This is a genomic window from Phyllobacterium sp. A18/5-2 (assembly GCF_025452215.1).
Lineage (GTDB): Bacteria > Pseudomonadota > Alphaproteobacteria > Rhizobiales > Rhizobiaceae > Phyllobacterium > Phyllobacterium sophorae.
The window spans coordinates 3,438,084-3,457,969 of the sequence record NZ_CP104966.1 but is presented as its reverse complement, the minus strand read 5'-3'; the positions used below and the strand labels follow the sequence as shown (position 1 = coordinate 3,457,969).

At 58.0% G+C, this 19,886-nt stretch carries 20 protein-coding genes and 2 pseudogenes; 9 read left to right on the top strand and 13 right to left on the bottom strand.

All coding sequences use genetic code 11. From position 1 onward, the window contains the following. Together N8E89_RS17235 and N8E89_RS17230 are read left to right on the top strand one after the other, a co-directional pair. Positions 1–441 carry a hypothetical protein gene (locus N8E89_RS17235; RefSeq protein WP_146147754.1) on the top strand — a complete coding sequence of 147 codons (441 nt, stop codon included), beginning with the start codon at positions 1–3 and terminating at the stop codon, positions 439–441. 67 nt (positions 442–508) lie between these two features. Continuing rightward, positions 509–1,342, top strand: coding sequence for a pyrroline-5-carboxylate reductase (locus N8E89_RS17230; RefSeq protein WP_262260574.1), 834 nt, complete (start codon positions 509–511; stop codon positions 1,340–1,342). Here N8E89_RS17230 and N8E89_RS17225 read toward each other — a convergent pair. From N8E89_RS17225 to N8E89_RS17215, 3 genes are all read right to left on the bottom strand, one after another. Beyond that, positions 1,331–1,981 carry an FMN-binding negative transcriptional regulator gene (locus N8E89_RS17225; protein WP_106663158.1) on the bottom strand — a complete coding sequence of 217 codons (651 nt, stop codon included), beginning with the start codon at positions 1,979–1,981 and terminating at the stop codon, positions 1,331–1,333. The two genes, N8E89_RS17230 and N8E89_RS17225, sit on opposite strands and share 12 nt — an antisense overlap. Before the next feature lie 104 nt (positions 1,982–2,085). Further along, complete coding sequence (locus N8E89_RS17220; RefSeq protein WP_106663159.1) at positions 2,086–2,574, bottom strand: anthrone oxygenase family protein; 489 nt, start codon at positions 2,572–2,574, stop codon at positions 2,086–2,088. Further along, positions 2,571–3,416 carry an NmrA family NAD(P)-binding protein gene (locus N8E89_RS17215; RefSeq protein ID WP_106663160.1) on the bottom strand — a complete coding sequence of 282 codons (846 nt, stop codon included), beginning with the start codon at positions 3,414–3,416 and terminating at the stop codon, positions 2,571–2,573. The genes N8E89_RS17220 and N8E89_RS17215 overlap by 4 nt, the downstream gene beginning before the upstream one ends. Before the next feature lie 92 nt (positions 3,417–3,508). On the opposite strand from N8E89_RS17215, the gene N8E89_RS17210 reads away from it, so the two are divergent. Further along, a complete protein-coding gene (locus tag N8E89_RS17210) occupies positions 3,509–4,141 on the top strand; it encodes a TetR/AcrR family transcriptional regulator (protein WP_106663161.1) in 633 nt (210 codons plus the stop codon). Positions 4,142–4,143: 2 nt separating this feature from the next. Further along, positions 4,144–4,584: an SET domain-containing protein-lysine N-methyltransferase gene (locus tag N8E89_RS17205; RefSeq protein ID WP_106663162.1), complete on the top strand. Its 441-nt coding sequence runs from the start codon at positions 4,144–4,146 to the stop codon at positions 4,582–4,584. Here the strand turns inward: N8E89_RS17205 and N8E89_RS17200 are convergent. Further along, positions 4,581–6,059, bottom strand: a complete 1,479-nt coding sequence (locus N8E89_RS17200; RefSeq protein ID WP_106663163.1) for a pyridoxal phosphate-dependent decarboxylase family protein — start codon at positions 6,057–6,059, stop codon at positions 4,581–4,583. The genes N8E89_RS17205 and N8E89_RS17200 overlap by 4 nt on opposite strands. Positions 6,060–6,249: 190 nt before the next feature. Continuing rightward, positions 6,250–6,885 (bottom strand): cysteine hydrolase family protein, encoded by a 636-nt coding sequence (locus N8E89_RS17195; protein ID WP_245448639.1) that lies wholly within the window; start codon positions 6,883–6,885, stop codon positions 6,250–6,252. 238 nt (positions 6,886–7,123) lie between these two features. Between N8E89_RS17195 and gatB the strand changes: the two genes are divergently transcribed. The 5 genes from gatB (at position 7,124) to N8E89_RS17170 (ending at position 10,635) form a co-directional block, all read left to right on the top strand. Beyond that, positions 7,124–8,626, top strand: a complete 1,503-nt coding sequence (gatB, locus tag N8E89_RS17190; protein ID WP_106663164.1) for an Asp-tRNA(Asn)/Glu-tRNA(Gln) amidotransferase subunit GatB — start codon at positions 7,124–7,126, stop codon at positions 8,624–8,626. Beyond that, a complete protein-coding gene (locus tag N8E89_RS17185; RefSeq protein WP_106663165.1) occupies positions 8,627–9,136 on the top strand; it encodes a GNAT family N-acetyltransferase in 510 nt (169 codons plus the stop codon). Between the two features lie 17 nt (positions 9,137–9,153). Further along, a complete protein-coding gene (locus N8E89_RS17180) occupies positions 9,154–9,621 on the top strand; it encodes a GNAT family N-acetyltransferase (protein ID WP_106663350.1) in 468 nt (155 codons plus the stop codon). Positions 9,622–9,705: 84 nt separating this feature from the next. Next, positions 9,706–10,104, top strand: a complete 399-nt coding sequence (locus tag N8E89_RS17175; RefSeq protein WP_106663166.1) for an NADH:ubiquinone oxidoreductase subunit NDUFA12 — start codon at positions 9,706–9,708, stop codon at positions 10,102–10,104. Between the two features lie 156 nt (positions 10,105–10,260). Beyond that, positions 10,261–10,635, top strand: a complete 375-nt coding sequence (locus N8E89_RS17170) for a DUF2155 domain-containing protein (protein WP_262261946.1) — start codon at positions 10,261–10,263, stop codon at positions 10,633–10,635. 45 nt (positions 10,636–10,680) lie between these two features. On the opposite strand, the gene N8E89_RS17165 is transcribed toward N8E89_RS17170, so the two are convergent. The 8 genes and pseudogenes from N8E89_RS17165 to N8E89_RS17130 all read right to left on the bottom strand — a co-directional run bounded on the left by N8E89_RS17165 (position 10,681) and on the right by N8E89_RS17130 (position 19,683). After that, positions 10,681–11,094 carry a VOC family protein gene (locus tag N8E89_RS17165; RefSeq protein ID WP_106663168.1) on the bottom strand — a complete coding sequence of 138 codons (414 nt, stop codon included), beginning with the start codon at positions 11,092–11,094 and terminating at the stop codon, positions 10,681–10,683. A 149-nt stretch (positions 11,095–11,243) separates the two neighbouring features. Continuing rightward, positions 11,244–11,777: a leucyl/phenylalanyl-tRNA--protein transferase gene (aat, locus tag N8E89_RS17160; protein WP_245448660.1), complete on the bottom strand. Its 534-nt coding sequence runs from the start codon at positions 11,775–11,777 to the stop codon at positions 11,244–11,246. A gap of 83 nt (positions 11,778–11,860) precedes the next feature. Next, positions 11,861–13,222: an acetyl-CoA carboxylase biotin carboxylase subunit gene (gene accC / locus N8E89_RS17155; protein ID WP_106663170.1), complete on the bottom strand. Its 1,362-nt coding sequence runs from the start codon at positions 13,220–13,222 to the stop codon at positions 11,861–11,863. Positions 13,223–13,241: 19 nt separating this feature from the next. Beyond that, on the bottom strand, positions 13,242–13,700 hold the full coding sequence (gene accB, locus N8E89_RS17150; RefSeq protein ID WP_106663171.1) for an acetyl-CoA carboxylase biotin carboxyl carrier protein: 459 nt from the start codon (positions 13,698–13,700) through the stop codon (positions 13,242–13,244). 38 nt (positions 13,701–13,738) lie between these two features. After that, positions 13,739–14,182, bottom strand: a complete 444-nt coding sequence (aroQ, locus tag N8E89_RS17145) for a type II 3-dehydroquinate dehydratase (protein WP_106663172.1) — start codon at positions 14,180–14,182, stop codon at positions 13,739–13,741. 123 nt (positions 14,183–14,305) lie between these two features. Next, a complete protein-coding gene (locus N8E89_RS17140) occupies positions 14,306–15,097 on the bottom strand; it encodes a DsbA family protein (protein ID WP_106663173.1) in 792 nt (263 codons plus the stop codon). A 53-nt stretch (positions 15,098–15,150) separates the two neighbouring features. Next, positions 15,151–16,560, bottom strand: a pseudogene (locus N8E89_RS17135) (M48 family metalloprotease). Between the two features lie 182 nt (positions 16,561–16,742). Next, a pseudogene (locus N8E89_RS17130) lies at positions 16,743–19,683 on the bottom strand (ribonuclease E/G). Between the last annotated feature and the right edge of the window lie 203 nt (positions 19,684–19,886).

Genomic DNA, 19,886 nt, shown 5'->3' with positions numbered 1-19,886 from the left:
TTGCGTGCGGCCCGCCTTGAGACCAACGGAGTTGGCTTCGTCGTCGTGGGCCTTGGAGCAGACACCGCCAGTATTGGCGTCTGGAACATGAAGCTCGCCATGGGAGCACCAATTGAGTTAGATTGGTGCGCGTTTTGTTTTCGCTATCCTTCTGTAGGAATATTCATGAATAGACCATCAACGGCTCTTCTTCCTTTGGTCTTGACTATCGGTTTGCATTCCCCGCTTGCATTTGCCCAAGAGGACAGTGCAGCGCAGTATACAACCATCAACAAGATCATAAGAGGCGAGGGAAAGCCCGGTGAATCCGCTACGGCCAAGAACGGGGAAGTTATTTACACCGTTCTGGAAGGTGGCATCGTTGAAATCAGGAATATACGCTACAACACCGTGCAACGTTTCAGTACGATAAAGCCGAACGATAACTTCAAGTCAAAATAGCGGCGCTCATGTCTGCCATTCGCACCATGGCATTCTGATGCGTGTACGTCAAAGTCAGCGGGGAACGATGAAACTGGGTTTTGTAGGAACGGGTGCCATAACCGAGGCCGTCGTCACCGGGTTGATGAAATCGAGAACGAATATCAGTGCAGTTACTGTCTCGCCTCGTAGTGCGCACGTCGCCTCCCGGCTGGCGGGGAAGTTTCCGCTCGTGCGCGTCGGCGTTGACAATCAGGATGTCGTGGACAGCGCCGACATCGTGTTTCTTGCGGTCAGACCACAGATCGCCGAGGAAGTGGTCAAATCACTCAGATTTCGTGAGCAACAGCAGGTGGTGAGTTTTATTGCTGCTGTCCAGATCGAGGCGCTTGCCGGCTGGATTGGCGTGCCCGTAACCATCACCCGGACAATTCCCCTGCCATTTGTCGCTGAGTTGCGGGGAGTGACGGCAATCTATCCGCCCAATGAGCAGGTAGCTGGGCTGTTCTCATCGCTCGGGACTGCGGTGCAGGCGGAGAACCTCAAGCAATACGATCTTTTCGGCGCGGCGAGCGCGCTGATGGCAACATATTTCGGCCTGCTGGAAACAAGCGCCCGTTGGCTCGAAGCGGAAGGAATGTCCTATGATCAGGCGAGTGCGTATCTGAAAGGGCTGTTTGGCGGCCTGTCCCATGTCACGGACGCCTCGAAGGAGCAATCGTTTGAGGCAATGGCTTCCGAGTTTTCGACAAAGGGCGGCCTGAATGAGCAGGTCCTTACGGAGTTTACCGGGAATGGTGGAACAAAGGCGCTGACGCTCGCTCTCGAGATCCGTCCTCAAGCGTATCGAACAGAGCTGAATTACCGGGCACCAACATCCGGCTGCGTACGAAACAGCAGCCAATGCTCGTCAATTGGATGAATTTGCGCCGCCGCGTCTCACCATCTCGGCCATGGCCCGTGCTTCCGCGGTGTGCTGATCGGCTTCGAGGCCCTCCGCAACGCCGGTACGGTCACTTTCCGGGCGGTTCTGGCTGACCTTCCACTTGCCTTCGATCGCGGCGATTTCGATCTCGATGCCGATGATGCCTTTCAGCTGGGCGTCGATATAGCTTGGCGGGGCGTCATCGACCGTCCACGGCGTGGCGCGCGGCGCCTCGTTGTGGCCGGTGAGGCTCGCAACCTGGCCGGCAAGCCAGGTGCGGTCGTCGATAACCTTCGCCATGCCGCGCACCTGTACGATGGCATAGTTCCATGTGGGGACGACCTTGCCGGTCTCGCGTTTCGTCGCATACCAGGAGGGCGTCACATAGGTCTGGGCGCCCTGGAAGACGATGAGCACACGCCCGTCCTTTTCGAGATCGCGCCATTGCGGATTGGCGCGGGCGAGATGGCCGCGCAGCGTGCCCTTGGGCGAAGCTTCCGAGTCGATCAGGAATGGAATGGCATTGGCGACCGGGCCATCCGCGCCGGTCGAGATCAGCAGGCCGAGCGGATGCGCCCTGATCAGGCCGTGCTGGATTTCGAGCCTGTCCTCACGGAAATGCGGCGGCTGGTACATGCGGTTACTCCCTGCGGTTGCGGCGGGAGTTTGCCTTAAGGCCAGGTTTTGCACAAGGTTCAGGAGAAGAGAGCGAAGCGCGGCTCCCGCGCTTCGCTGCGCGCTCAGGCCGCCTGCTTGGCGTAGGCGAGAATGAAGGCGACAAGCGCGGCGATGTTGGCGAGGGTGCGCACATGGTTCCACGGCAGCCACTCGGCGAGATAGCGGGTCCATAGCGTTACGCCTTCCGGGCTCGACGGCGCAACGGCAGCCAGCGCATCATTGAGCGGAACGTTGAACACCATGGTGACGCCGATGGTGCCGGCGAGGAAGATGAGGCTGCCGATGAGCAACCATGCCGAGCCAGGCTCGGCCCATCGCAGAATGCTGACAACGCCGAGACCGAGGCAAAGCAGGGCCGTGCCGAAGAAGGCGAGGCCGAAGGTGGCGTTGAGGATCGTCACATTGATCGAGTTCATGGCGGCGATCCCCTGTTCGGGCGGCAGCTTTGCCAGCGCCGTCATGATGAAGCTGGAGAAGGCGAAGAACAGCCCGGCCATGAGACCGCTGCCGACCGCTGCGATCAGGGTGAAGAGCGGAATCAAGGCGATCATTTCGCGTTCTCCCAGATGCCGGTTGCGGCGGTCTCGCGGGCATAGTCGGCAAAATCGCGCGGTTTACGGCCGAGCGCCTTCTGCACGCCGTCGGTCACGTATTCGTTGCGCCCGTCGAGCACCACGGTGAAGAGCTCGTTGACGAGCGCGGCGATGTCGGCGGGAACCTGTTCCTGTTCGAGGCCTTGCATGAATTCCTCCGCGGTGATGGTGCGGTAGTCTATGGTGCGCCCGCTGGCCTTGGCAATCTCGGCTGTGGCCTCGGCGAAAGTCAGCATGCGCGGGCCGGTTACCTCGTAGAGCTGGCCGACATGGCGGTCATCGGTGAGGGCGGCGGTGACGATATCGGCGATGTCATCGGCATCGACGAAGGGTTCGCGCACACTGCTGACCGGCAGCGACATTTCACCGGCAAGGATCGGGCCGAGCAGCATGCTTTCGTTGAAGTTCTGCATGAACCAGCTGGCGCGGACAATGGTCCAGTCGGCACCGGAGGCCTGCAATGCCTGCTCGGCGCGCTGGGCTTCCGGTTCGCCGCGGCCCGAGAGGAGCACGAGGCGCTTGACGCCTTTGCGTACGGCAAGGCGGGCGAGATCGCCGACGGCATCGGAAGCGCCGGGAACGGCGAGGTCGGGATAATAAGTGATGTAGGCGGCCGAAACGCCTTCGAGCGCAATTGCCCAGCTTTCCGGATTCTCCCAGTCGAAGGCGGGGCTGGCGCGGCGCGATCCAATGCGGATGGGTACACCCCGCGCAATCAGCCGCTCGGCAACGCGGCGCCCGGTCTTGCCGGTACCGCCGACGATAAGGACAGGGAATTTCGAAGCGTGAAACGTCGTCATTTTCATCTCCTATTAAACGTGAGTAATTCTCATATTTGCAAATGTGATAAATCCTCATATTATAAGAGTCAAGGAAAATGTGAGGATTATTCATGAACAAGATTGCGGCGGTTGAGAGCGAAGCGGGAGCGGTGCGCCGTGAACCGATACAGAAGCGCAGCCGTGAGCGGGTGGAGCGCATTCTCGGCTGCGCCTCGACCTTGATCGAGAAGAGCGGCAGCGATGCCATGCGCATGAGCGACGTGGCAGAGATGGCGGGGATTTCGATCGGCTCGCTGTATCAATACTTTCCCGACAAGGGCGCGATCATCCGCACGCTGGCGGACCGCTACAATGTGGCCGGGCAGGTCTGCATTGCGGAGGGTCTGGCGGACGTACAGGACCGGGAAGGGTTGCGACGGGCGTTCGGCGAGCTGATCGACGTCTATTACGCAATGTTCCTTGCCGAACCGGTGATGCGCGACATCTGGTCGGGCACGCAGGCCGACAAGGCACTGCGCGACATCGATCTCGCCGACAGCCGCCTCAATGGCGCCGTGCTGGCTGCGGCACGGGAGCGGGTCGATCCCAAAGCGGACCGCGCGGAGCTGGAGACATCGAGCTTCCTGATCATGCAGCTTGGCGAAGCGACGATGCGCCTTGCAATCTCGGTGGAGCGCAAGGAGGGCGATGTGCTGGTGGAGCAATACAAACGCATGGTGCTGCGCGAAATGATGGAGGGGTAGTCATGACCAAGGCCACGATCGACACCTGCGCCGAAATTTTCCTCAATGGCGAGACGCTGGTCGAGACCATCCCGGAGACCTATCTTGCACCAGGCGCGGCGCAGGGGCAGGGCCTCCATACGCGGCGGCCGTGGGCGAGGGATGAGGTGCTGTGCGTGCTCGACGGGCAGGTGGTCGAGGCGCACCGCTATCCGGTGATTTTGACCGAGATGGAGTGGAATGCCTTGCCGGATGAGATGCTGCTGGTTCGGCCCTTGCGCACCAGCTACGGCTTTATCAATCACAGTTTTGAACCGAACCTCCAGATCGGCCCTGATTACCGGACGATCCGGGCTGTGCGTGCGATTGCTGCAGGCGAGGAACTGACGCTCGACTATGCGGCACAACCGGTGCCCACAGGCTATCTGGAGCGGGATGACACGCAGTTCATGCGTAGATCCTAGTCAGCCGCACTGGTGTTCGCGATCTCGCGGCCAAGGCGAATTGTTTCCCGGATCAGCAGCTCCAGGTCGTCGCGCCGGGTTCGGTGATTGTTGATTGCGACGCGCAGGCAATGCTGGCCATGAACAGTCGTATCCGAAATGGCTGCCGTGCCTTCTTCCTGCAGGCGCAGCATGATCTCGGTGTTGAGCGCCTTCAACATGTCGCCATCCATTCCTTCGAGGTGATAGCGGTAGCAGACGATATTGATATTTGTCGGCGCCACCAGTTCCAGCAGGGGTTCGGCCTGGATGAGCGTGGTGAGGTACCTGGCCTGCTCGATGTTCTGGTCGATCAAACGTCCGAACTTTTCGATGCCATGCTCCTTGAGCGCCATCCAGACCTTAAGGGCCCGGAAGCCGCGGGTGGTCTGCAGGCCGAAATCATGCAGCCAATTGGCCGAGGCGAGGCCGCGCGGCGTCATCTCCAGATATTCCGGCGTGACGGCAAATGTCGCGTGGTGCGCATCGGCATCCCGGATGAGTGCACAACCGGCCTCGAATGGAGCATGCAGCCATTTGTGCGGGTCAAGTGCAATGGAATCGGCAAGCTCGATTCCGGCGACGCGATATTTGTTCTCGGGAGCGATAGTGATGAGCGCGCCGATACAGCCATCGACATGAAACCACAGGTCTTCTTCCGCAGCCAGTTTCGCCAGACCTTGCAGATCGTCAATGGCCCCGGTGTTTACGGTTCCGGCCGTTCCGATCACGCAAGCTGGTTGAAATCCCCCAGCGCGATCCTCGGCGATTGCCGCACGCAATGCGGTGATGTCGATCCGCAGGCTTGCATCGGTTGAAATGCGCCGCAGAGCCCGATTCCCCAATCCCAGCGCCTCCATTGCCTTGCGGTGGCAACTGTGGATCTGATCGGAGCCATAGAAGCGCAAGGGTTTCTCCATGGCAGCGAGACCCAACTCGCGCACGTCTACGCCGGCTTTCCGGTTACGCGCCACGGCGAGGCCAATGATGTTCGCCATCGAACCGCCGCTGACCAGGGTGCCGCTGGCCGAAGCGGGGAATCCCAGCATCTCCTTGCACCAGTTGACCACCTGCTGGTCCATATAGGCTGCAGCATGGTTGCCGCCGCCAAGGTTCGACCCCTGGATTGCCGCCAGAAAATCGCCGAGCGCCCCGGTAAAATTGCTCGAACCCATATACCAGGCCCAAAAGCGGGGATGAACGTTTCCCATGGGATAGGCCATCACATTGTCGACAACCTCACGATAGATTTCCGCCAGCGGCGCTGGCTCGTGTGGCAGAGGAGATTCAAAGAATGCCTTCACCTCCGCAGGAATTTCCTGCCACACGGGGCGATTGCGGATATCACGCAGATAGCGGACGGCATCGTCGACGACCTGATGAGACAAGGCTTGCACATCGGCCCAGTCATCCGGGTCGAGCGTTTCTTCGGCAGCAGCTTTCCGCAAAGTGTCCATTCGAACCTCTCCCAAACAGCGCCCTTTGCAGGGCGGCGAAGTGAAACCTTGGCATCGAGCGCAGAGGGGGCTCTCTCCCCGAAGCGCTTCTCCGAGCCAATCGGGTGGCTCACTATGGACCGTTTGGAGTGTGTTACAAATGAAAATCCGCACCGGAAGAACGTAGCCGATCCCCAGGAACCTCGATGGTTCAGCGCCAGACGGCGGATAGGCCTTCAACCGTACAGAACATCGCATCGCCCATAAATTTCATGCCCGCCATCGCCCGGTCCGCTGCCTCAGCTTCGCCGCCGCCACAGGCGTCCTCTACCACAATCGGGATAAGGCCAAGATCGGCGCCATGGCGGACAGTGGGTTCGATGCCGATTTCGGTGGCGATGCCGCAGATGAGAAAACTCTTCAGGCCGCAATCGCGCATGGCGATGGCAAGCGGCGTCCCTTCAAAGGCCGAGAATGTGATCTTGTCGAAAATCACCTCGTCGTCGCGAACTTCAAGTTCCGGGGCAAGGGCAAAGCCGGGGCTGTCGCGCAAGAACCAGGGGTTAACATCCTCGACCGATGATTTGCGCTGCCAGGCCATCATCTGCCGGAACTGAAAGACACCCGCCATCCGTGCCGGCAAGGACATGTGCCGCATGAAAAAGACGCGTATCCCGGCGGATCGCGCAAGCTGAAGGGTGTGCAATACACGCTCCAGGATAGCGGGCCCATTTTCCAGCTGGCGCAAAATCCCGATCTGCATGTCGTAGACGACAAGCGCCGTCGTCTCTGGCCTCGTTGCCTCGGCAATGGTTTCAGGAATAGCAAGACCGTGGATATTCTGCATTGGCCGTCCTCCTCTTGTCTCCAAGCGATCGAGTTCGAGTCGCTGTTCCCAGGGTCACGTTAGCACGACCACACCGGGAAAAAAGTGCGAGCTTCGCGGTCGGCTTATGGAGAGATCGAGCGCGGAATCGCCAGCATTTCCTCAATCTCACGTCATGCAGATTGAGAAACACTTGCCTCATCCGGCGGATTGCACTAGCCAATGTAAAGATATTTTTAGCTACGAATGACAGGCCAGCATGACTCTCGTTGATACCCGTACGCCCGAACCCAAGCGTTTCATTTCCGGTGCCACAGGCGATTGGGAGATCGTCGTCGGCATGGAAGTTCACGCCCAGGTTACATCCAATTCGAAACTGTTTTCCGGCGCGTCGACGACTTTCGGCGCCGAGCCGAATGAGAATGTGTCGCTGGTCGATGCGGCGATGCCCGGGATGTTGCCGGTGATCAATGAATGGTGCGTGCGCCAGGCGATCCGCACGGGGCTCGGCCTCAAGGCGCAGATCAACCTCAAGTCGGTTTTTGATCGCAAGAATTATTTCTATCCCGATCTGCCGCAGGGCTATCAGATTTCGCAGTTCAAGCAGCCCATCGTCGGTGAGGGCAAGATGATCATTTCGGTCGGCCCCGATAAGAAGGGCGAGTTCGAAGACATCGAAATCGGCATCGAACGCCTGCACCTGGAACAGGACGCGGGCAAGTCTTTACACGACCAGAACCCGACCATGTCCTACGTCGATTTGAACCGGTCCGGTGTCGCACTGATGGAAATCGTCTCCAAGCCGGATATGCGCTCGTCCGATGAGGCAAAAGCCTACCTTACCAAACTGCGGACCATCGTGCGTTATCTGGGCACGTGCGACGGCAACATGGACGAAGGCTCGATGCGCGCCGATGTCAACGTTTCCGTGCGCCAGCCAGGCGGCGAATTCGGTACGCGCTGCGAAATCAAGAACGTCAACTCGATCCGTTTCGTCGGACAGGCCATCGAGTACGAAGCGCGTCGTCAGATCGCGATCCTCGAAGACGGCGGGTCGATTGATCAGGAAACACGGCTGTTCGACCCGGTGAAGGGCGAAACACGCTCCATGCGTTCCAAGGAAGAGGCGCATGATTATCGCTATTTCCCCGATCCCGATCTACTGCCGCTCGAATTCGAGCAGGCATATGTCGATGAGCTGAAGGCCGATCTGCCGGAGTTGCCGGACGACAAGAAAGCCCGCCTGGTCTCTGAGCTGGGCCTGTCTGTCTATGATGCGTCGATCCTCGTGACCGAGAAGGCGATTGCCGATTACTACGAGGCGGTAGCCAATGGGCGGGATGGCAAGCTTTCCGCCAACTGGGTGATCAATGATCTGCTCGGTGCGTTGAACAAGGCTGGCAAGGGCATTGAGGAATCGCCGGTTTCGCCGACGCAGCTTGGCGCAGTGATCGACCTTATCAAGGAAGGCACGATTTCGGGAAAGATCGCCAAGGATCTATTCGAGATCGTCTGGAATGAGGGCGGTGACCCGCGCGAGCTGGTTGAAAGCCGCGGCATGAAGCAGGTTACGGACACCGGTGCGATCGAAAAAGCGATCGACGACGTTATTGCTGCCAATCCGGACAAGGTCGAGCAGGCCAAGGCAAAGCCCAGCCTCGCCGGCTGGTTTGTCGGACAGGTGATGAAATCGACGGGCGGCAAGGCCAATCCGCAAGTCCTCAGCGATCTGGTCAAGTCCAAGCTCGGGATCGTCGAATAGATGTGGGTCCGCAGCGCTACGAAAGAAGATCTGAATGCTGTGCGCGACATGCTGGTCGAAACCTGGCACGCGACCTATGACGATGTCTACGGGGTTGAGAAAGTCAACGCGATCACCGATCGCTATCACTCGCTGGACGCTTTGAAGAAGCAGTTGGCCAAGCCTTATTCGGAATTCATCATCGCTGACGATGGCGCCGACATTCTGGGCATGGCCTACGCATCCCAGAAGGATCACAAGCTGTCGATCCTCAACCAGCTCTACGTCCATCCCGAACATCAAAAGCAGGGCGTCGGATCGCTGCTTCTGGCCGAGGTCGAAAGTGCTTTCCCCGGCGTCTTTGCGCTGCAGCTTGAAGTTATCGAGCAGAATCAAAACGCTATCAGATTTTATGAAAGCAGGGGATTCGAACGCACCAATGGCCGCATCGACAATTGGGGCGAGCCGAATTCGGGCATCTCCGCCGTAGTGCTGGAGAAATCGCTGACCGGGTATGAGCTGGCACCGTGACAATTGATACGGAACTGATGTTTAGGCAGGCCGTGCGCAAAGATCTGCCGGCTTTAGTCGAGTTATTTGCCGATGATTCCATTGGAGGCCATGGTGATACGACTGATCCGGCGGCTTTACCGCTTTACGAAAGTGCTTTTGCAGCGATCCAGGCGAGCCCGAATGATCTCCTGTTTGTTGGCGTTCTAAAAGATGAAATCGTTGCTACCGCGCAGGTGACCTTCATTACCTCGCTTACCGGGCGCGGAACGAGGCGAATGGCCATCGAGGCCGTGCAAACGCGCGCTGACATGCGCAGCAGGGGCATCGGTGCGCGGTTGATCAACCACTGCCTTGATGTCGCTCGAGAGCGCGGTATTGCGCTGGTGCAATTGACATCAAATGCCAAACGTCCCGATGCGCACCGCTTTTATGAGAGGCTCGGATTTGAAAAGACCCATGCGGGTTTCAAGTTAAGGCTGGAACCTGCTCGCGCGTCAACTTGACCCTTGCTATCGCGCAATGATACGGCCATAAACCGTTGAGTTGCCATAGTAGTATGGATTGAACGACATCGTTCGAGGATTGCCATGAAGACCTTCTTTACTCAGTTTTTCACCTGGTGGAATGGACAGACGCTCGGTACGCGCTTCTTCACCTGGCGCAAGGGTACCAAGGTCGGCGAAGACCAGTTCGGCAACGTCTATTATGAAGGCACGTTCGATTCCGAGGGCCGCAAGCGCCGCTGGGTGATCTACAATGGCTACGCCGAAGCGTCGGCCATTCCTGCTGGCTGGCACGGATGGATGCATCACAGGGTTGAAACGCCTCCTTCCCGCGAAGACTACAAGCCATATGGCTGGGAAACGAATCACCAGCCTAATCTAACCGGCTCAGCAGCCGCATACCGTCCGAAGGGTTCGATTGCACATGGCGACAATCGCCCGACCGTGACAGGTGATTACGACGCCTGGACGCCCGGTTCTTGATCCGATCTTCTTCTGCCACAATTGGTCATTATCGACGGGCTGGAATCGCAGTCTCCCTTGGCAACAGCTGAAACCGGAAGTGAAATGATCCGTTCGACTCTGTCCTTTCTCTTCCGTCAGAAGATTCGCCTTGTTGCAGCCGGACTGATCGCTGGAATGATCCCCGCGACACTTGCGGCGCGGGCCTTGGCCGACGAAAAGATTACCAATCCAATTGCCGTCTTTTCCGGTCTCGACAAGATTACAGGCCGTATCACGACCTTCGACGTCTATATCGACGAGACCGTGCAGTTCGGTGCGCTGCAGCTGACGCCGCGCGCCTGTTATACGCGTCCCGATACGGAAGCACCGAAGACGGATACGTTTGTCGAAGTGGATGAAATCACGCTCGACCGCAAAATCCGCCGGATTTTCTCCGGCTGGATGTTTGCCGACAGTCCCGGCCTCAACGCCGTGGAGCATCCTGTCTATGACGTCTGGCTGAAGAGCTGCAAGCAGAAGTCCGACGTTCCCGCGCCTGACAAGGGGTAGGCCCCGCTACGCCGGTGCGGACCAGGGCCATTGTGAGGTGGCCCGTCAGCCGGCCTTCGGGCAGTTGACCATCCACGGTGTGCCGAATTGATCGACAAGCATGCCAAACCGTAGCGCCCAAGACGTTTCGGTGATCGGCAGTATGACGGTTGTAGCGTCCTTTGACAGCGCGGCGAACAGGCTTTCGGCCTCGCCTGGGGTGTCCGTGTGAAGGGCAACGCTCATGCCTTGTGCCTTCTGGAAATTGGGAGAAGGATCGTCCGATCCCATCAGAACGTTGTCGCCGAACTTCAGCGATACATGCATGATTTTCTTTGCGGATTCGGGCGAATGATCGCCGCTCTCCGGCATTTCGTCAAATCGGATCATGGCCTCGATCTTGCCACCTAAAACGTCTTCGTAAAACTTGAATGCTTGTTCGCATTGACCGTCAAAAAGCAGATATGGGTTGATTTTCACGGCAGGTCTCCTTTTGTGGTTGGGGTCTTCCCGGTCCAAGGACGAACGTCAGGCAGTCAGTCCGACATCCCGGCAAAAATTTATTGGATTGCACTAAGCGCTGGCGGGAATGCTCCAGGCTAGCACGGCAATGTGATGGTTATGTTGCTCTAGAATTCAGCCGGCTGGGCCAAAGCATTTTCCAGCATTTTCTGGTACTGCCGTCGCGGGATCTCGACCGCACCAAAAGTCTCCAGGTGATTGGTGGTGAATTGGGTGTCGAGCAGCGTGAAGCCTTTGTCGATCAGATGGCCGACGAGATGGACGAGGCAGACTTTCGATGCATCCCGTTCGCGTGAGAACATGCTCTCGCCGAAAAAGGCCGAACCCAAGGCGATGCCATAGAGCCCGCCGGCCAGCTTTCCGTCGTGCCATGCTTCGACCGTGTGGCAATAGCCAAGTTCGAACAGCTTGCCATACGCCTCGCGGATGGGGGCATTGATCCAGGTGCGGGCGCGTTCGCCGCTACCGCTGGCGCAGCCGTCAATGACGCCGGCGAAATCCGTATCATAGCGAATGTCGAAACGCGCCTGGCGGACAACCTTGCGCAGGCTGCGTGATACATGAAAATTCTCAAAGGGGATGATGCCGCGCTTTTCCGGACGTACCCAGAAGATTTCGGGGTTGTCTGCCTCTTCGGCCATAGGAAAGACCCCGGTTGCGTAGGCGCGCAACAGCAATGCGGGGTCAATTCTGAATATCTCTTCCGGGTCTCTACCCGACATACCTATTCTTCTGCTGTGTCAGCTGTATCGCCAGCCAGATATTTCTCGAGCCAATGAATATCATAATCACCGTTGGCAATGTCGGGATTGTTGATCAAATCCTGAAAAAGCGGCAGGGTCGTCTTGATCCCGTCGACAACGAACTCATCCAGGGCCCGCCGCAGACGCATCATGCATTCAACCCGGTTGCGGCCGTGGACGATCAGTTTGCCGATGAGGCTGTCGTAGTATGGCGGGATCTTGTAGCCCGTATAAACACCGGAATCGACACGAATGCCGAGACCACCGGGCGTATGGAAATGAGTGATCTTGCCAGGTGAAGGCGTGAAGGTCCGCGGGTCTTCGGCGTTGATGCGGCATTCGATGGCATGGCCGGAGAAACGGATGTCTTCCTGGGTTACCGACAGTCCGCCGCCGGAGGCGACACGGATCTGTTCGTGGACGAGATCAATGCCGGTGATGGCTTCGGTCACGGGATGCTCGACTTGAAGGCGGGTGTTCATTTCAATGAAATAGAACTCGCCATTCTCGTAGAGAAACTCGATGGTACCGGCGCCGCGATATCCCATGTCGGCCATGGCATTGGCGCAGATCATGCCGATCCGCTCGCGTGCATCGGAATTGAGGGCAGGTGAGTTGGCCTCTTCCCATACCTTCTGGTGGCGGCGCTGCAACGAACAGTCGCGTTCGCCGAGATGCACAGCCTTGCCATTGCCGTCGCCCATGACCTGGACTTCGATATGGCGCGGTTTCTGCAGGTACTTCTCGATATAGACCGCATCGTCGCCGAAGGCGGCACCAGCCTCGGAGCGCGCAGTCGACAGCGCAATCGACAGCTCGTCCTCATTCAGCGCGACCTTCATGCCGCGGCCACCGCCGCCGGCTGAGGCCTTGATGATGACCGGATAACCGATCTCGGCGCAGATGCGGGCTGCTTCCTTGTCGTCGGTGACGCCGCCATCCGAACCGGGAACGACCGGAATGCCGAGACGTTTTGCGGTCCGCTTGGCCTCGATCTTGTCGCCCATGACGCGGATATGCGCAGCGGTCGGGCCGATAAAAGTGATGTTATGGGCCTCAAGGATTTCAGCAAACTTGGCGTTTTCCGAAAGGAAACCGTAACCAGGATGGATCGCATCTGCGCCGGTAATTTCGCAGGCAGCAACAATCTGGTGGATATTCAGATAGCTTTCGCGCGAAGGAGGCGGGCCGATACAGACGCTCTCGTCGGCTAGGCGGACATGCATGGCGTCAGCGTCGGCAGTCGAGTGCACGGCGACTGTCTGGATGCCGAGTTCCTTGCACGCACGCAGGACGCGCAGAGCAATTTCGCCACGATTGGCTATGAGAATTTTCTGAAACATCACGCTCTCGATCTGGCCCTTACTCGATCACAACCAGCAACTCGCCGTATTCGACTGGCTGGCTATCGGTGACGAGGATGGCGGTAACAGTACCGGCGCGCGGCGAGGGGATCTGGTTCATTGTCTTCATCGCTTCGATGATCAGAAGCGTCTGGCCCTCCTTGACCTGCGTTCCAACCTGTATGAAGTCGCGCGCGCCCGGCGCGGGCGCAAGATAAACAGTCCCGACCATAGGCGACGGAATGGCATTCTTCGATGGATCGCTGGCCGGTGCGGCAGCCGCCGGAGCAACAGGAGCGGCAGCGGGGGCTTGTGCGTAGACCGCCTGAGGCGCTGCAGCCTGAACCGTGACCTGCCGCGAAACGCGAATGCGAAGGTCGCCCTGTTCGATCTCGATATCGGTGAGGTCCGTCTCGTTCAGGATTTCCGCAAGATCGCGGATCATGACCTTGTCGATCCCGGTGTTTCTGCTAGCCATGCTTTTTCAAGCCCCTTATTTCTATTTGGCGGTCTGCGCTATTGCGACGCCGCCAGCTTGATGAGTGCGCGCAGGCCCATCACGTAGCCATCGACCCCGAAGCCACATATCACCCCTTTAGCCAAAGGGGAAACGTAAGAGTGATGACGGAATGACTCGCGCGCGTGAATATTGGAAAGATGAACTTCCACCAGCGTGACAGCGGCCGCGCGGATGGCATCATGCAATGCGATGGATGTATGCGTGTAGGCGGCGGGATTGATCAATACCAATGCCTTCTGCTCGCCTGCTTCCTGAATCCAGCTGACCAGATCACCCTCATGATTGGACTGGCGAAAGATGATTTCAACCCCGAGGGACTCACCTTCTGCACGGCACAAAGCCTCGATATCGCTCAATGTCGCGGCGCCATAGATCCCCGGTTCACGCTTTCCAAGCATGTTGAGGTTCGGGCCGTTGAGGATGAAAATCTGCTGCTTCATGATGTACCGGACGGTTCGAGGTTCTGGTCCCATATAGACGGCTTATCGGCAAGCGAAAAGCCTGCAAAGTCACGTTATTGCTTGTCCACAAAGGGTTTTCGCAGGCAGAAGTAAATATTAACTCTATTTGTTGCGAATATGGCTGATCTTCTCGGCCAGCGCGTCGGCGCCAAGTGCACCAGGAACAACCTCATTGCCTACGACATATGACGGTGTGCCGGTGATGCTCAGGCTGTTCGCCAGGTCATAGTTGTCGCGGAAAGCCTGCGTAACCTCAGGCGACTTCATCTTCTCGCGTAGCTGTGCCTCACTGGCGCCAAGTTTGACCGCAATCGCCATCGCGGATTCTTCAGTCGCGCGACCCTCACCGCCCAGCAGATCACGGTGGAACTCAAGGTATTTATCTGGCATCACCGCCTTGAATGCCTTTGCAACAATATGCGCACGAGTTGAATCCGCACCAAGGATCGGGAATTCCTTCATGACGAAGCGCAGGTTCGGATCGCTCTGCAGTAGCGCATCCATGTCCGGCAATGCCTTTTTGCAATAGCCGCAATTGTAGTCGAAAAACTCGACGATCGTCACGTCACCATTCGGATTGCCGAAGACGGCGTCCATCGGCGACAGAAAGATCTTGTCCCTGTTTTCGCTGATAACCTGCGTCGAGGCTTCCTTCTGAGCTGCCTCCTGCTTGGCGTTGAGAGCTGTTTGGACTTCGATCATTACCTCGGGATTGTTGATGAGGTAGTTCCGCACGATCCCTTCAATTTCTGCCCGGTCTGTGGTCGCGGCCGTGATCGTTGACATGTCAGGTGCAGCGCTGACCAAGTCAGTCCGCCCCGCCTGGTAGCCGAGAGCGAGCGCAGCAACGCCGGCAAGACCGGCGGCTGCAGCAACCAGAGTGACTTTTGTCATAGTGAACTGTCCTTTTCAAATCCTGTTTTGCAACGAACGCGGACTGCCGCGTCTCACTTGCGCTTGGTCTTGGTGCTGATGATATCCTGAGCCTGTATCCACTCGGGTGAGCCACTTTTTCAAGCCACGCTGTGCGCGAGTAGCAAAGATTTGCGCTTCCTGGATCTTGCCGGAATAGTATTTTTCTTCCGCACTGGCCAGATCGGAACGGGGCATGTCACCCAGTTGGCCATAGGCTTGCGCCAGGTAACCGTAACCAGCAGGAGACTCGCGGTCCCGGCCGATACCTGCCTTGATTTCGTTAATCGACGCCTTCAGATTGGCTGGCGTTCCCGTTAGCATCAATGCCCGGCCATAGCTCATGCGGATCAGGCTGGACTTACGCAGAATCGAGTGTGCCGGCCTTTTGAAATGCTGTAGCCGCATCCGCCGCTTTATTTTGCTTCAGCAGAATTTCCCCCCCTTATTTCCTGGAAATAAGGGTTCTTCGGCTGTTCCTTGATCAGCGCATCGATCTTAGAAAGTGCTGATTGCGAAGAACCGTTGAGATACGTCGCAATAGCATCGCCGTAACGTGCGCCGATATTGCGCGGGTCCTTGCGGAATGTCTGCAGGACACTGGCTCCGCCACCGGTATAGGCGGCGATTTTGCCGCGCATGAGGTCGTGACGCTGTTGCAAGGCAGGGCTGTCCAGCTTGTCGAAGTAGGGACTCGCCCGCGCCAGTGTTTCAAGATTGGCAATGCGTTCTCGCGGCAAGGGGTGACTGATCCGATACGGATCCATGCGTGTACCGGTCAGCGACAGCGCGCTGGAAAAACGTTCAAACGTCGTCAGCATGCCCTTGGCGGATTGTCCGGTGCTTGCAAGGTAGGTGATGGCGGAACGGTCTGCCGCCATCTCTTCCGTCCGCTGATAGTTGAGCAAGCTTCGCATGGCGACTTCCGTACCACCCATGGCGGCGCCCGCGCCAGCCTGCGCGAGCCCGCCCTGGCGGCTGGCGGCACCGGCAACCATAGCGCCTGCTCCGAGCAAACCTGCCACGACAGCCATGGTCTTGGCATTAGCCAGTTGTTCTCGAAGCTTGAATTGGTGACCGCCGGCAAGATGACCAGTCTCATGCGCGAGAACACCGATGATTTCGTTAGGCGTTTCGGCCTGGAGCAGGGCACCGGTGTTAATGAAAATGCGGCGGCCGTCGACAAACGCGTTGAAACTGGGGTTGTTGACCAGGACAATGCGGATTGCCTGCTTGCCAAGGCCCGCCGTCTTGACGATGGGAGTAGCATAATCGGTGACCAGTGCCTCAATCTCCGCATCACGAACGATTGGCACGGATCTCGATTGAGCCCTGGCGACAGACGTTTGCCCGATAGCCAGCGCGCACGCGGTGAGTAGGGTAAGGAGACTGCGCATCGCCGCAGCAATCGATTGACTTGAACTGATCTTTTGGAATGCAATCATGTCCTATTCGTACCCAAATCGACATTTGAAAGAAAGAGAGGCTTGTAACGCTCCCCACTTTGTGAAGCCAGCCTATTCCGGCAAATCTGCGGCGTCAGCAAGCAATTGACAGATCTCGATAAAGAAGAACCGGCAATGATGCCGGTTCTTCATGTCGTTTATTCATGATGGGCTTTTGAAGCTCAAAAGAAGCCCTTCTTTTGCCACCAGCCACGCTTGGGCGCCGGTTCACCTTCGTTTTTCTTTTCCTTCGCGGTGGAGGAGGTAACAACTGGCTTGCTCTCCTCGACCTTCTTTGGTTCGGGCGCCGGTGCGGGTTGCTCCGGTTCCGGCTCAGGCTGCGTTTGCACAGGAGCTGTTTGAGGCGCTTCCACAGCGGAAGTCGCTTCGTCAGCAACTGCTTCAACGGCCTCTACTTTTTTTGCCGACTTGCGCGGTGCGCGTTTCGGTTTGGCCGGTGCTTTCAATTCCGCTTCGGCAAGGACCTCGGCGACGGCGATTTCGGCCGCTTCAATTGCCGCCTTGGCGCGAGACTTGCGTTTGACGGGTTTCTTCGCGGGAGCTTCGTCGATCACTGCTGGTGCGTCGGTGACAAGCGCCTCTGCGGTCACAAACACGGATGCTGCCTCTGCCGCATCGGCGATCGCTTCGATCGTCTTTGGCTTGGCAAAATCCGGCAACGGGATCGACACAAACACCGGCTCGGCGTCCGGAACGATCTTAGCGGCGACCCGGCTGTCCGTATCGTCGCCATCGCGCTTGTTCTTGCGACCGCCACGACGCCCGCGGCGGCGCTTCTTGCGACGCTCGTTTTCTTCCTCGCGTGCTTTGGTAGCAGCAGCATCCTCGCCTTCAACCGGAGGCTGGTCGGCATCATCGGCATCGTCGTCGCTACGGACTGACTGGCCTTGCTCCGCGCCGGCTGATTCCTGGCGATCGCGACCACCGCGACGACGCCGCTTGCGTCTGCGCTTACGCGATGCATCGTCATTGTCGGCGGTTCTCACAGGTTCGCCCGTCTGGGCTTCTGTGACGTCCTCATCCGCATCTTCGACGACCGGGTCGGTTTCATCGAAATCATCGGCGATGCCGATCGTCGGTGTCTCGGTCAGCGGAATGATCGGTCCGAGCGCCAGAGAACCCTTGTCGATGGCAAAATGCTGGGCACCGACGCTGTCGTCTGCTTCTATGCTTATGGTCAGGCCAAAGCGTGTCTCGAGATCGGCGAGGTTCTGTCGCTTGTGGTTGAGGACATAGAGAGCAGTCGCGACCGTCGTACGAACAATGATATTGTTCTGGGAGTGGCGCAGCAGATATTCCTCGATCGACCGCATGACGTGCAGAGCGATGGAGGACGCGGAGCGCACGTGGCCTGTGCCGCCGCACATGGCGCACACTTGGGTCGTGCTTTCAAGAACGCTGGCGCGGATGCGCTGGCGCGACATCTCAAGAAGACCGAAATGCGAGATCCGGCCGACCTGAATGCGGGCGCGATCATCTTTCAGACAATCCTTCATCCGCTTTTCCACCGCGCGGTTGTTGCGGTTCTCTTCCATGTCAATGAAATCGATGACGATCAGCCCGGCAAGATCGCGCAATCGAAGTTGACGCGCAACTTCATCCGCTGCTTCAAGATCTCGTCTGCAAGGCAGTGTCTTCGATGGAATGTTCGCGGGTCGAGCGGCCGGAGTTGACATCGATTGCCACCAGCGCCTCAGTCTGATTGATGATGATGTAGCCGCCGGACTTGAGCGTCACCTGCGGCTGCAGCATGCGGTCCAGCTGCGCTTCGATACCATTGCGAGCAAAGATCGGCGTCAATTCGCGATAGGGTTGAACGACCTTGGCGTGGCTCGGCATGAGCATGCGCATGAAGTCCTTGGCCTCGCGATATCCGTTCTCGCCGGCAACGAGGATTTCGGTGATATCCTTGTTGTAGAGGTCGCGGATCGAGCGCTTGATCAGACTGCCTTCTTCGTAGACGAGGGTAGGTGCAGTTGATGCGAGGGTGAGACTGCGGACGTTCTCCCACAAGCGCATCAGGTATTCGTAATCGCGCTTGACCTCCGGCTTGGTACGCATGGCACCGGCAGTGCGCAGGATTACGCCCATGCCCTTCGGCACTTCGAGATCCTTGACGATATCCTTCAGACGCTTGCGGTCCTGAATGCTGGTTATCTTGCGCGAAATGCCACCGCCACGTGCAGTGTTCGGCATCAATACGGAATAACGGCCTGCAAGCGAGAGGTACGTCGTAAGAGCCGCGCCTTTGTTGCCACGCTCTTCCTTGACAACCTGAACCAGCAGGATCTGCCGGCGCTTGATGACATCCTGGATATTGTACTGACGGCGCTGAAAGCGCTGATGCGTCGGTACCTCCTCCATCGCATCCTCGGCTCCAACGGACTCGACTTCATCAAGTTCGTCGTGCACCTCGTCCTTGTCTTCGTTAGAACGGCCCCTGGACCTTCTCGAACGGTGATCACCGGCGTCGGATGCGGGCCTTTCTTCGGACTCGCTCCCGGTTGCGTCATCCGCCTCGACAACGATGGCTTCCGAAATCACATCCGCGTCGATCGATGCTGCGCGTGTCTGGCCACTGCTCTCCCCGGACGAGCTGTCATCAGCCGATTCGTCCGCGGCGGCGTGTTCAGTTGCCCCGTAATCGTCGCCGGACTCACTGACGTTTTCCTCGTCGGAAGCTTCAAGCTTTACCGAATCGTCATTCTGCCTCGGACCACGACGGCCGCGGCGGCGATTGCGTGAGCTGCGATCGTTGCGATCACGGCTGCGCTGCTCGTTTGCATGCTCTTCATGATCTTCATCCTGGCTGGCAGCTTCTGCCTCGGCCTCTATCAGAGCCTGACGATCGGCGACTGGGATCTGGTAATAATCTGGGTGAATTTCGCTGAATGCGAGGAAGCCGTGGCGATTGCCGCCATATTCAACGAATGCAGCCTGAAGGGACGGTTCTACGCGCGTAACACGCGCCAGGTAGATATTGCCTTTGATTTGTTTCTTGTGTTCCGATTCAAAGTCAAATTCTTCAATCCGGTTGCCGCGAACCACGACAACGCGTGTTTCCTCCTGGTGGGAGGCGTCGATTAGCATTTTGTCCGACATTATAATTCTTCTCCCCGGCTAAAACGCTGTCGACGCGGGGCAGCCAGGACACCCGTAAGGTTCCTGGAGCCGCGTCTTCACATTTGCCGGATTTATTAAAGTTCGCAGAAACAGACAGACACGGCATCGCGCGGAGCTGCCCTCGGGCAGCCGCGGCTTGCAAGCCGGTTAAAATCACGTCTGTACCAAACATTCCTGTTCCT

Coding starts and splice junctions, on each gene's coding strand:
- N8E89_RS17230 (WP_262260574.1), top strand. CDS start 509: ATGAAACTGGGTTTTGTAGGAACGGGTGCCATAACCGAGGCCGTCGTC.
- N8E89_RS17225 (WP_106663158.1), bottom strand. CDS start 1,981: ATGTACCAGCCGCCGCATTTCCGTGAGGACAGGCTCGAAATCCAGCAC.
- N8E89_RS17220 (WP_106663159.1), bottom strand. CDS start 2,574: ATGATCGCCTTGATTCCGCTCTTCACCCTGATCGCAGCGGTCGGCAGC.
- N8E89_RS17215 (WP_106663160.1), bottom strand. CDS start 3,416: ATGACGACGTTTCACGCTTCGAAATTCCCTGTCCTTATCGTCGGCGGT.
- N8E89_RS17210 (WP_106663161.1), top strand. CDS start 3,509: ATGAACAAGATTGCGGCGGTTGAGAGCGAAGCGGGAGCGGTGCGCCGT.
- N8E89_RS17205 (WP_106663162.1), top strand. CDS start 4,144: ATGACCAAGGCCACGATCGACACCTGCGCCGAAATTTTCCTCAATGGC.
- N8E89_RS17200 (WP_106663163.1), bottom strand. CDS start 6,059: ATGGACACTTTGCGGAAAGCTGCTGCCGAAGAAACGCTCGACCCGGAT.
- N8E89_RS17195 (WP_245448639.1), bottom strand. CDS start 6,885: ATGCAGAATATCCACGGTCTTGCTATTCCTGAAACCATTGCCGAGGCA.
- gatB (WP_106663164.1), top strand. CDS start 7,124: ATGACTCTCGTTGATACCCGTACGCCCGAACCCAAGCGTTTCATTTCC.
- N8E89_RS17185 (WP_106663165.1), top strand. CDS start 8,627: ATGTGGGTCCGCAGCGCTACGAAAGAAGATCTGAATGCTGTGCGCGAC.
- N8E89_RS17180 (WP_106663350.1), top strand. CDS start 9,154: ATGTTTAGGCAGGCCGTGCGCAAAGATCTGCCGGCTTTAGTCGAGTTA.
- N8E89_RS17175 (WP_106663166.1), top strand. CDS start 9,706: ATGAAGACCTTCTTTACTCAGTTTTTCACCTGGTGGAATGGACAGACG.
- N8E89_RS17170 (WP_262261946.1), top strand. CDS start 10,261: ATGATCCCCGCGACACTTGCGGCGCGGGCCTTGGCCGACGAAAAGATT.
- aat (WP_245448660.1), bottom strand. CDS start 11,777: ATGGCCGAAGAGGCAGACAACCCCGAAATCTTCTGGGTACGTCCGGAA.
- accC (WP_106663170.1), bottom strand. CDS start 13,222: ATGTTTCAGAAAATTCTCATAGCCAATCGTGGCGAAATTGCTCTGCGC.
- accB (WP_106663171.1), bottom strand. CDS start 13,700: ATGGCTAGCAGAAACACCGGGATCGACAAGGTCATGATCCGCGATCTT.
- aroQ (WP_106663172.1), bottom strand. CDS start 14,182: ATGAAGCAGCAGATTTTCATCCTCAACGGCCCGAACCTCAACATGCTT.
- N8E89_RS17140 (WP_106663173.1), bottom strand. CDS start 15,097: ATGACAAAAGTCACTCTGGTTGCTGCAGCCGCCGGTCTTGCCGGCGTT.